The sequence below is a fragment of the Enterobacter sp. D2 genome, from assembly GCF_034427575.1.
GTDB classification, from domain to species: domain Bacteria; phylum Pseudomonadota; class Gammaproteobacteria; order Enterobacterales; family Enterobacteriaceae; genus Enterobacter; species Enterobacter cloacae_M.
Genome location: NZ_JAXQPP010000001.1, coordinates 1,043,313 through 1,058,415, shown reverse-complemented (window position 1 = coordinate 1,058,415; position 15,103 = coordinate 1,043,313). Strand labels below are relative to the sequence as shown.

Here is a 15,103-nt window from a genome sequence, read left to right as displayed (position 1 = left end):
CCTCTCCGTTAGCCCAGCAGCTGGTGAATGCGCTTAAGCCCCGCCACCAGCCTGTCGACCTCTTCCGTTGTGTTGTACATCACCAGCGACGCGCGGCACATTGCCGGCACCTGGTAAAACGCCATCAGCGGCATGGCGCAGTGGTGCCCGGTACGGACCGCCACGCCGTAGTTATCGAGGAAACTGCCCACGTCATAGGCGTGATGTTTCCCGAGATTAAACGCGATCACCCCTTGCCGGTCGGCAGGCCCGTAGAGGGTCAGATCCGGCACGCTGGCAAGCTCGGCAAGCGCATAGTGCATCAGCAGCTGTTCGTACTCCTGAATGCTATCAAGGCCGATTGCGGAGACGTAGGAAACCGCCGCCCCCAGCCCGATAATCCCGCCGGTGTTGGGCGTACCCGCCTCAAAACGCCACGGCGCGCGCGCGTAGGTGGTGCCTTCCGTCAGGCTGACTGTGGCGATCATCGAGCCGCCCCCTTCCCATGGCGGCATCGCCTGCAGAATGTCTTCCTTCACGTAGAGCACGCCGATCCCGGTCGGCCCATAGAGCTTGTGGCCTGAGAAGACGTAGAAATCGCAGTCCAGCGCCTGAACGTCAACCGCGTGGTGCATTACCGCCTGGGCGCCGTCAATCAGCACCTTCGCGCCGGCCTGATGGGCTTTTTCGACAATCTCTGCCACCGGGTTTTCAGTCCCGAGCACGTTAGAGACCTGGGTGACCGCCACCAGCCGCGTTTTATCGTCTAGCAGTGCATCGAGCTGCTCGAGCTGCAGCGTCCCATCGGCGTTCAGCGGGATCACCCGCAGCTGCGCGCCAACGCGCTCGCAGAGCATCTGCCACGGCACGATATTGGCGTGGTGCTCCATCTGGGTGATGATGATGTTATCCCCCGTGTGGACCTGCGCGTTGCCCCAGCTGTTAGCGACAAGGTTGATTCCTTCGGTGGTTCCGCGCACGAAGACCAGCTCCTCGGGCGATTTTGCATTGAGGAAGGCGGCAATTTGCGTGCGCACGTTTTCCATCCGCTGGGTCGCTTCGGCGCTCAGCGTATGGATCCCCCGATGCACGGCGGCATAGCCGTGGCGATAGAACTCGGCTTCCGCGTCCACCACCTGATTCGGCTTCTGCGCGCTGGCCGCGCTGTCCAGATAGGCCAACGGAAGACCGTTCACTTCACGGGTCAGAACCGGGAAATCTGCCCGCACTTTCTCGACGGGAAAACTCATGCTTCGCCTCCAGGCAGACGCTGACCGATACGCGCCAGCACCTGCTGTTTCAACTGACCATCGTTCAGCGCTTCCGTCAGTTCGGCGGCAAACGCATAGATAATCATTTTCTGCGCCGCCTGCTGGTCGATACCGCGGGAACGCAGGTAGAACATCTGCTCGTCGTCGATCCGCCCGACCGTCGCACCGTGGCTGCACTTCACGTCGTCGGCGTAGATCTCCAGCTGCGGTTTGGTGTCCACCTCCGCCAGGCGCCCTAACAGCAGATTGTTGTTGGTCATCTGCCCGTCGGTTTTAATGGCGTGCTGCGCCACGTTAATCAGGCCGTTAAACACCGCGCGACCTCTGTCACTCACGATAGTTTTGTGCAGCTGGCGGCTGTTGCAGTAGCCCTTGTTGTGCTCCAGCCAGGTGCGCGTGTCGCACACCTCTGATTTAACCGGCATCGCCAGACTGTTGATGCGCAGCGTGGTGTTCTCACCGTTAAGCTGCGTGCTGGTGTTGTGGCGCAGCACAGACCCGCCGAGCAGGAAGCTGTGGCTGTACGCTGCGGCATCCTGACCCAGCACAATGTCGTTATGGGCAAAGTGGTGGCTCTGCGCATTCTCAAACGCCAGCTTAACGTGGTGAAGCTGGGCATTGGCCGCCACATTCATCGTCAAACGCGAGCCGGTAAAATGGCGCGTCTCGTTGAGGCTGACGTAATGTTCAATCACCGTGGCCTCAGCCCCCTCCGCCAGCTCAAGATGGTGGCGATAGTGCGCGGTGTTGATTTCGTCGCCGTCCAGCCCCTGGGTGATGTGCATCAGCAGCAGCGGCTTTGCCGGACGCTGGTTACGCTTCACGCCGATATGCGTCACGCTGCGGGCCAGGCTCTCGGTCAGGTGCAGGAAAACCTCAGGCTGAACCGGGGCGCTCAGGGGCTGGCGATCGTCGTTTATCACAATCTCAAATCCGCTCCCCTGAAGGGCGTCGCTCAGTTCCGGACGGAACTCACCGTCGACAAAAACCAGGCGCACGGCATCCACGTTTACGGCCAGCGCGTCACGCTGCGCCGGGGTGAGATCCGCCAGACGGGTCACAAACTCGGCGTTCAGCAGGCCATCAAGCGGGGTGTATATCCAGTTCTCGTGCTTACGCGTCGGCAGGCCGAGACGCAGCATCTGCTGCAGATGCTGCTGCGCCTGCTCGGAGCGCGTGCCGCCCTGGGCTTCAAACAGCCGGTGCCACTGCTGGAGCGCATTACTGCTGTTCGGTAAGCCAGCCATAACCCTGCTCCTCCAGTTGTTTAACCAGCGTGAAATCTCCGGATTTCACAATACGCCCCTGGTAAAGCACATGGACGTAATCCGGCTTGATGTAGTCCAGAATGCGCTGGTAGTGGGTGACGATAATGAACGAACGCTTGCCGTCGCGCAGGGAGTTCACCCCGTCAGCGACAATCTTCAGGGCGTCGATGTCCAGACCAGAGTCGGTCTCATCCAGAATGCACAGTTCGGGCTCCAGAACGGCCATCTGCAGGATGTCGTTACGCTTTTTCTCGCCGCCGGAAAAACCGACGTTCACCGAGCGGGTGAGCAAATCTTCCGGCATTTTCAGCAGCTTGATTTTCTCTTCCATTAAATCCTGGAAGTCGAAGCGGTCGAGCGCCTCCAGGCCGCGATACTTGCGTACCGCATTCAGCGCCGTCTGCAGGAAGAACTGGTTGCTGACGCCCGGAATTTCGACCGGGTACTGGAAGGCCATAAAGATGCCCTCTCCCGCGCGGTCTTCCGGCGACATCTCCAGAAGATCTTTGCCGTTGAACTCGACCGAGCCGTGGGTCACCTCATAATCTTCGCGCCCCGCCAGCGTCGCGGAAAGCGTACTTTTCCCGGAACCGTTCGGCCCCATGATAGCGTGGACTTCCCCCGGCTTAACGTCAAAATTGAGGCCACGCAGGATGGCTTTGTCTTCTACGCTGACCTGTAAATCTTTAATGCTTAACATGTGCTTTCCTTTAACCGACGCTGTGTTCAAGACTAATGGCGAGGAGTTTCTGGGCTTCAACGGCAAATTCCAGCGGCAGTTCAGAGAACACGTCCTTACAGAAGCCGTTAACGATCATCGAGATGGCGTCTTCTTCGCTGATCCCCCGCTGCAGGCAGTAGAAGAGCTGATCTTCCCCAATGCGTGACGTCGTCGCCTCGTGCTCAAGCTGGGCCGTATTGTTACGGCACTCAACGTACGGGAAGGTGTGCGCCCCGCAGTCTGCGCCGATCAGCATCGAATCACACTGGGTAAAGTTTCGCGCATTGGTGGCCGTCGGCATGATTTTCACCAGCCCGCGATAGCTGTTCTGACTGTGCCCGGCGGAAATGCCTTTCGAGATAATGGTCGACCTGGTGTTTTTACCTATGTGGATCATCTTGGTGCCGGTGTCCGCCTGCTGATGGCCGCTGGTGAGCGCCACGGAGTAAAACTCACCGATGGAGTTATCCCCGCGCAGAATGCAGCTCGGGTATTTCCAGGTGATGGCCGAGCCGGTTTCAGACTGGGTCCACGACATCTTGCTGTTTTCGCCTTCGCACAGCGCGCGCTTGGTGACGAAGTTCAGGATACCGCCGGTATTGCCGTCGCCCGGGAACCAGTTTTGCACCGTGGAGTATTTCACCTCGGCGTCTTTATGAATAATGACCTCCACCACCGCCGCGTGCAGCTGGTAGCTGTCGCGAACCGGGGCGGAGCACCCTTCGATATAGCTGACGTAGCTGCCTTCATCCGCGACCAGAATCGTGCGTTCGAACTGGCCGGTTTTTTCGGCATTGATGCGGAAATAGGTGGAAAGCTCCATCGGACAGCGCACGCCTTTCGGTACATAGATAAAGGTACCGTCCGAGGCCACCGCCGCGTTAAGAGCCGCAAAGAAGTTATCGTTTGAAGGCACCACGGTCCCAATGTACTTTTTCACCAGTTCCGGATGATCGTGAATCGCTTCGCCGAAGGAGCAGAAAATGATCCCCTGCTCTGCCAGCTTCTCGCGGTAGGTGGTGGCCACCGAGACGGAGTCGAAAATGGCGTCTACCGCCACCTCTTTCCCTTCGCGAACGGGCACGCCAAGCTGGTTAAAGGCCTCTTCCACCTCTTTGCTGAGGAAGCTGTTTTCAGCGCCAGTTTGCTGCACCGCGCCGGGCTGCGAGGCGCAGGTATCGTCACAGCTGCCGCAGGAGGGCGCAGAATAGTAGCTGTAATCCTGATAGTTCAGCCTGTCGTAGTGCGCTTTCAGCCAGTGCGGCTCTTCCATCTCCAGCCAGGCGCGGAAGGCACTCAGGCGGAACTCCAGCATCCACTCGGGTTCGTTACGTTTCGCCGAGATCGCCCGCACGACATCTTCGTTAATGCCTTTCGCCAGCTCATCTGTCTGGAGCTGGGTGAAGAACCCCTCTTTATAGTTGAGGTGCCCACCGCTCCAGGTATTTACATCACTCGTTGCTTCAGTATTACGAGACATAGTACCGCCTATACCCCAAAGCTTTCGCCACAGCCGCATTCGTTCTGGGCTTTCGGGTTATGAAATTTGAATAACTGGTTTAAGCCTTCGCGGACGTAGTCCACTTCGGTGCCGTCAATAAACGGCATGGCCTGCAGCGCGACGTACAGCTTCGCGCCGTCAGTCTCGAACACCAGGTCATCTTTCTCGGGTTCGGTGACGGTGTCGAGCACGTAGCCGAAACCCGCGCAGCCGGTCTGTTTGACGCCTAAACGCACGCCGAGGATCTCGGGCTTTTTCGCCACCAGCTCGTGAATATGTGCTGCCGCCGCTGGCGTGAGCGTTAAGCCGCGCCAGGCGAAATCGGCAGGATTAAAGGTTTCTGAATGCAGTTCCATAGGTCCACCTCATCTGATAAGCCATCAGGGCATAACACCATGTTAGTGATAACGATTATCACTTCAACCCTCTGTCAGCAGGGGCATTCGGCTAAAGCGCCCTTTTTGCCTGGTTTTATTAAGCATAGACCCTGTGAGAGGATGCAGTCAGGATGGATGTATTTGTTCAATGCATTGATTAATAATGCATTTCGTCGCGGCATTCATAATGAAGAGAAGAAAAGTAAAATATGCATCGGAAATGCCTATTTTTGAGATAGATTTTGCACAGAAAATGCCAAAAACAAAAAAGGCCCTTAAGGCCTCTTAATACTCAATGATGAAATGCGACAGCAAATCCCTGTTCACGCCAGTGGTCGAGCTGTTCCTGCTGGCGAGGCGTGGGTGATTTCCCCGTCCAGACGAAGATTTTTTGCCCGGGGAACAGTTCAGGACGCGGCGAATCAATAGGTTCCGCCAGGACGTCAATGTGCCAGCCCTTCTGCGCCAGGCGCGCGGCTTCCAGCCACAGGTGGGTGCGGTCATCGCATTCCCAGCCAATCAACAGTGCGTCTTTACCGGCTTTCTTACGGGACTCCGCCAGGCTTGCAATCGCGAATTCAATCAGAACTCCATCTAACAGGCTCGCCATATGACGCACGGTATTTTGGTCCTGGTTCATGCGCTGACGGACGGGAGAAATAATATTGTCAATCAGCGCGTCTATCGCGTGATCGCGGCGGAACTCGCCAATTTTGGCACGCAGCTTTGCCGGGCTGGCGTAACGCAGAACGGTCATCATCTCTTCCTGGAATGAAACCCAGTTGCCCTGCGTCAAAACTTCTTTGTTTTCCAGCAAGGCTTTGACTTTTCCGACCGAGACGCCGCTTTTCATCAGGCGTTTGATCTCTTCGATACGCAGGATATCTTCATCGTCAAACTGACGATGGCCCCCTTCGCTGCGCTGCGGCTTCAACAATCCATAACGGCGCTGCCAGGCACGCAGCGTAACGGGGTTGATACCGCATCGTTCGGCCACTTCGCCGATACTGTAATAGGCCATTAACTCCCTCACGCTCAGAACTTCCATACCTAACTGCACCAACCTTATCAGATTGTACACACTATTTGTATAACTAAGACCGCATTTTGAACCGGTGAACGGGGTTCTTTTCCATCCACCTGTTAATACATTGTTGTATAAAATTTGCCGTTCGTACAGTTAACTCTGCCGGATTGTGTACAGCTTTATCAGAATTCGAACTTTTTCTCCGGCCACGCAATCGCGGGAATACCGCCGTGTCGCGGGCTGGCAAAAAGATGCCCCTGGAACTGGGATATTCCCGCTGACTCCAGCCACATCCACTCTTCAGCCTTCTCTACCCCCACCGCGCAGAACTGGATCTCAAGCGAGGCACAGCATTTGATAATCGCCTGGATAATGGCCTGTCGGGGACCACTTTTGTGCACGTTTGCGACCAGATCGCGATTAATCTTAATTCTGTCCGGCTGAAACTGAGCCAGCAGCTGCAACCCGGCAAATCCGGCACCAAAGTGATCGATCGTCACGCTGATGCCCGCGCTTTTTAACTGCCTGACCGAATCCGTGAATTCATCGAATCGGGAAATGGCTTCGCTCTCGGTAAACTCCACCACAATTTGCTCGGGTACAAACCCATTTGCTTCAATGGCGGTGAGCAGGAAATCCACGGCGTTTGGAATGTTGACCAGCGTCATCGGCAGCAGGTTAAGGGATAACGTCTGGTCCTGTAGCCCCAGCGCGCTGGCCATGGAGAGCGCAACCTGCTTGCTTTGTAAATCCGAGGCATACACGTCGTCACGCGGCAGACTGGCGAAGTAAACTCCCGGCGCGCCGCCGTCAGGCGTGCGGAGAAGCGCCTCCCAGGAGACGACCTGCTGCATAAATGGATCGACTATCGGCTGGAACGCGAAGCTGCAATCCGCCCCTTTCGCGACCACCTCGGGCTGCGCGGACAAGCGCGTCTCTTCGCGCACGAATTCCCAGGAATCCGCAGGAGGCAGTTCAAAATAGTTCGCTTTTTCCGTGGCCTCGACAAAGGTGCGGAAAAACTGCAGCGGGCGGTCGTTGTACGTCAGCTGATAGCGCGTCGTCCCCCTGTTGAGCACCTCTTGCAGCACCTCGTCCCTGTCGAAGTGGCGTAAATCAAAAAGCTCCATGCCCACGTTGCCAAAACGACGGACAGGTCCGTGATCGCGCATCAGCTCCACTACGTTGTGGTGGCGAGGGTCGTTGCAAATCTGCTCATAGATGGCAGAAACGTGTTCCACTGGCCCTTCAAGCAGCTGAAAAAAATGTGTGCCATTAAACAGCAGGATCCCCGTGATATTGGATTGCTGGTTTTTACTATTTGCAGCAGCAACCATGACTTCCAGCGCTTTCACTGGAACGTCCTCGCAGATATGACTGCGGTAAATGATGGTGGTGAGCATGCGATTCCTGGGGTTAGGGGTTTGGCCACAAAAGAGGTGGATAAGGTTCATTTATAGCACATTAATTGCCTGACAAATAATCTACATCTCAATCATTTACGGCAGTTAATATGGCCTTTTTTCTCAACTGTACAACTTACCAGCGGCCGCGCTTTTTGTACAATATATCCTGCATAGCTACCGCACCCCACTCAACACCTAACAAAATGAAAAATAAATAATTTATAAAATATATCGAAAAAAATTTAAAAAATTGTACATTTTCTATGTACAGATTTTGAAATTATGTATACCTTAAATGTAACGTTACTGATTACAAAATTTTACAGGAGCGAAACATGCAGCAGAAAGGTTACGTCGCAGATTCCGCAGCAGCAATCGCACAGTACTTCGATAAAGCCGTGCTTCCTACCCAGCAGGAGACGCTGGGCCAGGTGGTTGTTGAAATTCTCAGCGACGGGCGAAATCTGAATCGCAAATCGCTTTGTACCAAACTGCTCAGCCGCCTCGAAAAGGCCGATGGCCCGGAAGAGGAAGAGCATTACCACAAGCTGCTTGGTCTGCTCTTCGAACGGTAAGGATATGAAGAGCAGTAACGCAGACAAACTGATCGACACGCTTATCGGTGAAGCCGTTCTCTCTCTTTTGAAAGAGCGGGGACCGGTAACAACCGAAGGATTGCTTCAGCGTCTGCGGATCATGAAAGAACATGAAAAGGATCCCCGGCGGCGGGAGACACTTGCGGTGGTGATTGCCGAGATCGGCTCAAACAGCATCGCCTTTACACGTCGCAGAACCGCGCAAGGACGAACGAAAAGAGAGGGACCTCTCAACGATAACCGGGACAATGTTGTGCCGTTGTTTGGAAGTGGAAAACCGTCCGATCCAAAGAAAATACATTGACTGCAATTAACAGCTACGGTGAGAACAAATGAGACAAAATATTCAGCTTCAACCCGAATATCATTCTGCGTTTTTAGACAGTGCGCTGTCGGAATACTTCCGTCACGCAGGCGATCGTTTTGCTGAAGAGTCCGCTGTTTTTTCTACTGCAGTACGCTGTGTTCTGGCCTCCGAAGGTCATCTGTCCAATAAAGCGATTATCCTCTGGCTCATTCAGACGCTGGAAGCCACTCACGACGTGGTTCAGGCGGATGTGATTCGCAAGACGCTGGAAATTGTCGTGGGCTACACCATGGACGACCTGTAATTTCACGGCCATTCATCCTGCTTTCGTGTCATCGTCAAAACTGACGAATGTTCTGACGATGACACGCGCCTTCCCCGCTTAACACCCTGTTAAACCAGCAAAGCCAACCTGGCACGGTTCCTGCTTACCTCTGCTTACGGGACTGGGTTTTCCAGTCAACTTTGCTTCATTTCTTAACAGGTCTGTTATTGATGAAAAAGATCGCCAGCGTCTGCCCCTACTGCGGTGCAGGCTGTAAATTAAACCTTGTCGTTGAAAATAACCGTATCATCCGTGCCGAAGCCGCAGAAGGCGTCACAAACCAGGGCACCCTGTGTCTGAAAGGCTTTTACGGCTGGGACTTCCTCAACGATACCCGTCTGCTCACCCCGCGCCTGACCCAGCCGATGATCCGCTACCATAAAGGCGAGGCATTCACTCCCGTTACCTGGCAAGAGGCTATCCGCTACACCGCGCACAAACTCAGCAGCATTAAAGCGCAGCACGGGCCGCGGTCAATCATGACCACCGGATCCTCTCGCGGAACCGGCAATGAAACAAACTATGTGATGCAAAAATTTGCCCGCGCGGTGCTGAACACCAACAACGTGGACTGCTGTGCGCGCGTCTGTCACGGCCCTTCCGTGGCCGGTTTACAGGAGACGCTCGGCAACGGCGCGATGAGCAACTCAATCAACGATATTGAAAACTCAAAATGCCTGCTGGTGTTTGGCTATAACTGCGCGGACTCCCACCCCATCGTCGCCCGGCGCGTGCTGAAAGCGCGTGAAAACGGCGCAAAAATTATCGTCTGCGATCCGCGGCGCATTGAAACGGCGCGCATCGCCGACCAGCATCTGCAGCTGAAAAACGGCAGCAACATGGCGCTGGTAAACGCCTTTGGCTACGTGCTGCTGGAAGAGGAGCTCTACGACAAAAGCTACGTGGCGCGCTTTACCGAGGGGCTTGAGGCCTATCGCCAGACGGTGAAAGACTATGCGCCAGAGACGGTTGAGCATCTTACCGGCATTCCCGCCCGCGACGTTCGCCAGGCGATGCGCACCTTCGCGGCGGCCCCTTCCGCCACCGTGATGTGGGGGATGGGCGTGACCCAGTTTGGTCAGGCCGTGGATGTGGTCAAAGGGCTTTCCAGCCTGGCGCTGCTGACCGGCAACCTCGGCCGCCCTGCCGTCGGCGTCGGGCCGGTGCGCGGACAAAACAACGTTCAGGGCGCCTGCGATATGGGCGTTCTGCCGAATATGTTCCCGGGCTATCAGGATGTGACCGATCCGGCGGTCAGGCAGAAATTTGCCGATGCCTGGGAAATTGACGTCAATAAAATGGACGATCGGGTCGGAACGCGCATTACCGAGGTGCCCCATCTGGCGCTGGAAGGCAAGGTCAAGGCCTACTACATCATGGGGGAAGATCCGCTTCAGACCGAAGCCGATCTCGGTCTCGTTCGCAGCGGTTTTGAGGCGCTCGACTTTGTGGTGGTTCAGGACATCTTTATGACCAAAACGGCAGAAGTGGCGGACGTCCTGCTTCCTGCCACCTCCTGGGGTGAACACGGCGGCGTCTTTACCTGTGCCGATCGCGGGTTCCAGCGTTTTGGCAAAGCCATTGAGGCCAGCGGCAACGTGAAGCGCGACTGGGAAATCATCAGCCTGCTCGCCACCGAGATGGGCTACCCGATGCATTATGACGACAACCAGCAGGTCTGGGATGAAATGCGCGAGCTGTGCCCGCTCTTCTACGGCGTGACGTATGAAAAAATGGGCGAGATGGGCCACGTGCAGTGGCCGTGCCCGACGCTGGATCATCCGGGAACGCCGTACCTGTATAAAGATAATCAGTTCGACACCCCAACCGGTAAAGGGCAGCTCTTTGCCGCCCCGTGGCGCGCGCCGGCGGAAACTCCGGACGCGGATTTCCCGCTGGTGCTGTGTACGGTTCGTGAAGTGGGACACTACTCCTGCCGCTCGATGACCGGGAACTGCGCCGCGCTGCAAAGCCTGGCCGATGAGCCGGGCCGGGTGCAAATGAACCCAGCCGATGCGGAAAAGCTGGGCATCTCAGAGGGCCAGCTGGTCTGGGTGCGTTCGCGTCGCGGCAAAGTGATTACCCGCGCCAGCATTAGCGAGCGTATCAACCCCGGGGCGGTCTATATGACCTATCAATGGTGGATTGGCGCCTGCAACGAGCTGACCCAGGACAACCTCGACCCCATCTCCAAAACGCCGGAAACGAAGTACTGCGCGGTACAGCTGGAGGCGATTGAGGACCAGCGCTGGGCGGAGGATTTTGCGGCGTCGGCGTATCAGTCAATGAAGTCGCGGCTTATTAACGCGGTGAATGTCTGAAGACAATGCCGGGTGGCGTCACCGCCGCCCGATACTGAATTTCAGACACAAAAAAGGCCGCACTCGCGGCCCTTTTATTCTCATGTGCTCAATGGACGTGAACGCCCAACCGCCAGGCAAAGTAGATCTCTTCTTTCAGTTCATTCGAAGAGAGCGCCAGCAAATCTGTAAATTCCAGCTCAAGCTGTTTCAGCTTTTTCAGGTACTGCGCCGGAGACAGGTTGCTCTTATCGCGACGTAAATATTCAATTGCCAGCTGTGTTGGGGTTATTTCAGTATCCATGATGTCCTCGCTTATGTACAAAACCTGACCAGTATATCACAACGGACTGGCTAGTTTTTGACCAAAGGCAAAACATCTGAAAACTTTACACAACCGCCGTGGTCAGCCGCGACGAGCAGCACAGGCGATCCTGCTCATCGAGAATATCTATCTGCCACACCTGATGGCGGCTTCCGGCGTGCAGCGCGCGGCAAACACCGCGCACGCGCCCGCTGCGCACCGAGCGAATGTGGTTAGCATTCACCTCGAGTCCGACAACCTTCTGCTCCCCTTCGGTACAGAGATACCCCGCCACCGAGCCCAGCGTTTCGGCCAGCACGACGGAGGCCCCGCCGTGCAATAAGCCAAACGGTTGGTGGGTGCGACTATCGACCGGCATGGTGGCCTCAATCTCATCGTCGCCAATGCGGATGAACTGGATATCCAGCAGCCCCACCATATTCCCCTCGCCCATGGCGTTCAGCGCCTGCAGCGTGACGGCACGTTTCCAGATCATCCAATTATCTCCAGTAAAGCCTGCAATGGGTGACGCACACCGTTACCTTCTACCCGTTTTACCTGGCTGCGGCAGGAGTAGCCCGTCGCCAGACAGCGGTTTCGCGGCAAACGCTGCATCGCCTGATGCCAGGACAGCTCATAGATGCCGAGCGAGTTGGCGTGGTTTTTCACTTCGTGTCCGTAGGTTCCGGCCATCCCGCAGCAGCCTACGTTGACGCTCTCCAGCTTCGCACCGAAGCGGGCAAAAACGGACGCCCACTGCGCGGGGGCACCCGGCAGCGCGGTCACTTCCGTGCAGTGGCCGAACAGATACCACGGTTCACCGCTGACGTCCTGAACGGCCTTATCTGCCAGCGCCACCGGAAGCCACTCGTGCACCAGCATGACGTTAAAATCGCCGCGCTTATCGCCCAGCGTCTGCTTATATTCATCGCGATAGCAAAGCACCAGCGCCGGATCGACGCCGACCATCGGTATCCCGAGTTGCGCCACGCGGTTTAAGAAGTCAGACGTTTTCTGCGCGGTCTTCGCAAATCGCGTCAGGAAACCTTTAATGTGCTGCGCCTTGCCGTTGGGAGAGAACGGCAGAACCACCGGCTGGTAACCCACCTTCTCCGCCAGACGGACGAAATCGGCCACAACCTGCGCATCGTAGTAGCTGGTGAACGGATCCTGCACCACCAGCACCACATTCGCTTTTTGCTCCGGAGCGAGCGCCTCCAGCTGTTCGAGGGTCATGTTCGCCGAACGGTGGCCGACAAGCTGGCGCTGCAGAGACGGGACCGACAGCAGCGGGAGATCGACCATGCCGATGTGTTTTTCGGAGAGCTTGCGCACCAGCGGCTGGTTGATAAAGAAGTTGAAGGTCTTTGGCGCCCGCGCCATCAGCGGCGCGTAGCTTTCCACCGTCGCCACCAGATGGTCGCGCACCGGGCGGAGGTATCGGGTGTGGTAAAGCTGCAGGAAACGCGAGCGGAATTCCGGCACGTCGATTTTAATCGGGCACTGGGTAGAGCAGGCTTTACAGGCCAGACAGCCGGACATCGCCTCTTTCACCTCATGGGAGAAATCGTACTCGCCCTTGTTGGCATGCCAGCTGTTGCGGGTGCGCTCAATCAGCGAGCGCAGGCTGGCCCGTTTTTCCGGCAGCTCCTGCTCCAGCTTGAGCGGATCCACCCCGCGGTCGGCCAGCAGACGCAGCCACTCGCGCACCAGCGTCGCCCGCCCTTTCGGCGAGTGGATACGGTTGCTGGTGATTTTCATCGACGGGCACATCGGGCTTTTCACATCAAAGTTAAAGCACAGGCCATTGCCGTTGCACTCCATCGCGCCGCGCCAGGACGAGCGCACCGCAATCGGGATCTGCCTGTCGTAGGTGCCGCGCTTGACGGCATCCACCTGCAGCATTGGCGCGTCTACGCCTTCAGGCGGGCAGATTTTACCCGGGTTGAGGCGGTTGTGCGGGTCGAACGCCGCTTTCACCTTACGCAATTCCGCGTAGAGCTGTTCGCCAAAGAATGCCGGGCTGTATTCCGCGCGGAACCCTTTCCCGTGCTCTCCCCACAGCAGGCCGCCGTATTTGGCGGTTAAGGCCACCACGTCGTCGGAGATCTGCTTCATCAGGATCTCCTGCTGCGGGTCGCACATGTCCAGCGCCGGACGCACGTGCAGTACCCCGGCGTCGACGTGGCCGAACATGCCATAGCTCAGGCCGTGGCTGTCCAGCAGGGCGCGAAACTCCACGATGTAATCCGCCAGATGCTCGGGCGGCACGCAGGTATCTTCGGCAAAGGGAATGGGCTTCGCCGCCCCTTTCGCATTGCCGAGCAGGCCCACGGCTTTTTTACGCATCGCATAGATACGCTCGATCCCGGCCAGATCGTTACAGAGCTGCCAGCCGATGACGCCGCCTTCACCCTGCGCAATCAGCTCATCCAGCCGCTGGCAGAGCGTGGTGACCTGCCGTTCAATCAGCTCCGCGTCGTCGCCGGCAAATTCCACGATATTGAGACCGAGCATCTCTTTATCCGGCACGTCGGTAATGAGGTCGCTTACGGAGTGCCAGACAATATCTTCCCGGGCCAGATTGAGTACCTTAGAGTCGACGGTCTCCACCGACAGCGCCTGCGCTTGCACCATAAACGGCGCATTGCGCAGCGCGGAGTCGAAGGAGTCGTATTTGACGTTTACCAGGCGACGCACTTTCGGCAAGCGGGTGATATCCAGCCGCGCTTCGGTAATAAACGCCAGCGTCCCTTCGGAGCCGGTCAGCACGCGGGTTAAATCAAACTGGGTCAGGTCATCGTTAAGGACGTGACGCAGATCGTACCCGGTCAGGAAGCGGTTCAGCTTGGGGAATTTATCGAGAATAAGCTGGCGGTTGTCGCGACAGCGTTCCAGCACGGTGCGATAGATACGACCGCTGGCGGTGTTGTCTTTGCCCAGCGTTTCCGCCAGTTCAACCGGCATCGGCTGGGTATCGAGAATATCGCCGCCCAGCAGCACCGCACGCACGCCCAGCACGTGATCGGAGGTTTTACCGTAGACCAGCGAGCCCTGCCCGGAGGCATCCGTGTTAATCATCCCGCCAAGGGTCGCGCGGTTGCTGGTGGAGAGCTCAGGGGCAAAAAAGTAACCGTAAGGCTTGAGATACTGATTAAGCTGATCTTTGATGACGCCCGCTTCGACCCGCACCCACCCCTCCTCAGGGTTGATCTCAATGATGCGGTTCATATAGCGCGACATATCAACAATGATGCCCTGGTTCAGCGCCTGACCGTTGGTCCCGGTGCCGCCGCCGCGCGGCGTAAAGACCAGCGAGGCAAACCGCTCCTGCGTGGCGAGCCGGGCGATAAGCGCGACGTCGGCCGTTGAACGGGGGAAAACCACGGCATCGGGAAGAAGCTGGTAGATACTGTTATCGGTCGCCATCGTCAGCCTGTCGGCATAGTTCGTGGCGGTATCACCTGTAAAACCCTGTTGCTCCAGTGCTTGCAAAAAATTAAGCACCAGCTGAACGACGCCAGGTGCCTGAGAAATCTGTGGGATCATGACTGTCGACCCTAATTAGAGTTGTATGAAATCGTTTGCGTGTATCTTAAAAGTTTTATCACATTTTTTTCTTATAATCTCTGCTGAATTACAGGCAGAATTCGCCTGTTAAAAACCGCTGAGATCATTAATGATTAAAGAGACGCGGTTTTCCGTTCCCGCCAGTCGTACT

At 56.6% G+C, this 15,103-nt stretch carries 14 protein-coding genes; 4 read left to right on the top strand and 10 right to left on the bottom strand.

The window, feature by feature from the left end:
* Positions 1-8: 8 nt before the first annotated feature.
* The 7 genes from sufS to SPG90_RS05105 form a co-directional block, all read right to left on the bottom strand.
* Entirely contained in the window at positions 9-1,229 is a 1,221-nt protein-coding gene (gene sufS / locus SPG90_RS05135; protein ID WP_248190720.1) for a cysteine desulfurase SufS, read from the bottom strand.
* A complete protein-coding gene (sufD, locus tag SPG90_RS05130; RefSeq protein WP_322407991.1) occupies positions 1,226-2,497 on the bottom strand; it encodes a Fe-S cluster assembly protein SufD in 1,272 nt (423 codons plus the stop codon). The genes sufS and sufD overlap by 4 nt, the downstream gene beginning before the upstream one ends.
* Positions 2,472-3,218 carry a Fe-S cluster assembly ATPase SufC gene (sufC, locus tag SPG90_RS05125; RefSeq protein WP_014831592.1) on the bottom strand — a complete coding sequence of 249 codons (747 nt, stop codon included), beginning with the start codon at positions 3,216-3,218 and terminating at the stop codon, positions 2,472-2,474. The genes sufD and sufC overlap by 26 nt, the downstream gene beginning before the upstream one ends.
* Positions 3,219-3,228: 10 nt before the next feature.
* A complete protein-coding gene (sufB, locus tag SPG90_RS05120; protein WP_126303184.1) occupies positions 3,229-4,719 on the bottom strand; it encodes a Fe-S cluster assembly protein SufB in 1,491 nt (496 codons plus the stop codon).
* An 8-nt stretch (positions 4,720-4,727) separates the two neighbouring features.
* Positions 4,728-5,096 (bottom strand): Fe-S cluster assembly scaffold SufA, encoded by a 369-nt coding sequence (gene sufA / locus SPG90_RS05115; RefSeq protein WP_008500631.1) that lies wholly within the window; start codon positions 5,094-5,096, stop codon positions 4,728-4,730.
* A 313-nt stretch (positions 5,097-5,409) separates the two neighbouring features.
* Entirely contained in the window at positions 5,410-6,138 is a 729-nt protein-coding gene (locus SPG90_RS05110; protein WP_023311326.1) for a MerR family transcriptional regulator, read from the bottom strand.
* Positions 6,139-6,326: 188 nt separating this feature from the next.
* Positions 6,327-7,547 carry a diguanylate phosphodiesterase gene (locus SPG90_RS05105; protein ID WP_023311325.1) on the bottom strand — a complete coding sequence of 407 codons (1,221 nt, stop codon included), beginning with the start codon at positions 7,545-7,547 and terminating at the stop codon, positions 6,327-6,329.
* Between the two features lie 338 nt (positions 7,548-7,885).
* On the opposite strand from SPG90_RS05105, the gene ycgZ reads away from it, so the two are divergent.
* From ycgZ to fdhF, 4 genes are all read left to right on the top strand, one after another.
* Positions 7,886-8,125 carry a regulatory protein YcgZ gene (ycgZ, locus tag SPG90_RS05100; protein ID WP_045401442.1) on the top strand — a complete coding sequence of 80 codons (240 nt, stop codon included), beginning with the start codon at positions 7,886-7,888 and terminating at the stop codon, positions 8,123-8,125.
* 4 nt (positions 8,126-8,129) lie between these two features.
* On the top strand, positions 8,130-8,450 hold the full coding sequence (locus SPG90_RS05095) for a hypothetical protein (RefSeq protein WP_045401446.1): 321 nt from the start codon (positions 8,130-8,132) through the stop codon (positions 8,448-8,450).
* Between the two features lie 28 nt (positions 8,451-8,478).
* Positions 8,479-8,757 carry a biofilm/acid-resistance regulator YmgB/AriR gene (locus tag SPG90_RS05090; protein ID WP_023311323.1) on the top strand — a complete coding sequence of 93 codons (279 nt, stop codon included), beginning with the start codon at positions 8,479-8,481 and terminating at the stop codon, positions 8,755-8,757.
* A gap of 191 nt (positions 8,758-8,948) precedes the next feature.
* Positions 8,949-11,099, top strand: a complete 2,151-nt coding sequence (gene fdhF / locus SPG90_RS05085) for a formate dehydrogenase subunit alpha (protein ID WP_126303183.1) — start codon at positions 8,949-8,951, stop codon at positions 11,097-11,099.
* A gap of 88 nt (positions 11,100-11,187) precedes the next feature.
* On the opposite strand, the gene SPG90_RS05080 is transcribed toward fdhF, so the two are convergent.
* From SPG90_RS05080 to SPG90_RS05070, 3 genes are all read right to left on the bottom strand, one after another.
* Positions 11,188-11,382, bottom strand: coding sequence for a YdiH family protein (locus tag SPG90_RS05080; protein ID WP_003857766.1), 195 nt, complete (start codon positions 11,380-11,382; stop codon positions 11,188-11,190).
* Positions 11,383-11,467: 85 nt separating this feature from the next.
* Positions 11,468-11,878: a 1,4-dihydroxy-2-naphthoyl-CoA hydrolase gene (gene menI / locus SPG90_RS05075; protein WP_023311321.1), complete on the bottom strand. Its 411-nt coding sequence runs from the start codon at positions 11,876-11,878 to the stop codon at positions 11,468-11,470.
* Complete coding sequence (locus SPG90_RS05070) at positions 11,875-14,931, bottom strand: FAD-binding and (Fe-S)-binding domain-containing protein (protein ID WP_064791050.1); 3,057 nt, start codon at positions 14,929-14,931, stop codon at positions 11,875-11,877. The genes menI and SPG90_RS05070 overlap by 4 nt, the downstream gene beginning before the upstream one ends.
* Positions 14,932-15,103: the final 172 nt, after the last annotated feature.

Excerpts from the sequence above, each read along its gene's own strand:
- sufS (WP_248190720.1), bottom strand. The coding sequence starts at position 1,229 with ATGAGTTTTCCCGTCGAGAAAGTGCGGGCAGATTTCCCGGTTCTGACC.
- sufD (WP_322407991.1), bottom strand. The coding sequence starts at position 2,497 with ATGGCTGGCTTACCGAACAGCAGTAATGCGCTCCAGCAGTGGCACCGG.
- sufC (WP_014831592.1), bottom strand. The coding sequence starts at position 3,218 with ATGTTAAGCATTAAAGATTTACAGGTCAGCGTAGAAGACAAAGCCATC.
- sufB (WP_126303184.1), bottom strand. The coding sequence starts at position 4,719 with ATGTCTCGTAATACTGAAGCAACGAGTGATGTAAATACCTGGAGCGGT.
- sufA (WP_008500631.1), bottom strand. The coding sequence starts at position 5,096 with ATGGAACTGCATTCAGAAACCTTTAATCCTGCCGATTTCGCCTGGCGC.
- SPG90_RS05110 (WP_023311326.1), bottom strand. The coding sequence starts at position 6,138 with ATGGCCTATTACAGTATCGGCGAAGTGGCCGAACGATGCGGTATCAAC.
- SPG90_RS05105 (WP_023311325.1), bottom strand. The coding sequence starts at position 7,547 with ATGCTCACCACCATCATTTACCGCAGTCATATCTGCGAGGACGTTCCA.
- ycgZ (WP_045401442.1), top strand. The coding sequence starts at position 7,886 with ATGCAGCAGAAAGGTTACGTCGCAGATTCCGCAGCAGCAATCGCACAG.
- SPG90_RS05095 (WP_045401446.1), top strand. The coding sequence starts at position 8,130 with ATGAAGAGCAGTAACGCAGACAAACTGATCGACACGCTTATCGGTGAA.
- SPG90_RS05090 (WP_023311323.1), top strand. The coding sequence starts at position 8,479 with ATGAGACAAAATATTCAGCTTCAACCCGAATATCATTCTGCGTTTTTA.
- fdhF (WP_126303183.1), top strand. The coding sequence starts at position 8,949 with ATGAAAAAGATCGCCAGCGTCTGCCCCTACTGCGGTGCAGGCTGTAAA.
- SPG90_RS05080 (WP_003857766.1), bottom strand. The coding sequence starts at position 11,382 with ATGGATACTGAAATAACCCCAACACAGCTGGCAATTGAATATTTACGT.
- menI (WP_023311321.1), bottom strand. The coding sequence starts at position 11,878 with ATGATCTGGAAACGTGCCGTCACGCTGCAGGCGCTGAACGCCATGGGC.
- SPG90_RS05070 (WP_064791050.1), bottom strand. The coding sequence starts at position 14,931 with ATGATCCCACAGATTTCTCAGGCACCTGGCGTCGTTCAGCTGGTGCTT.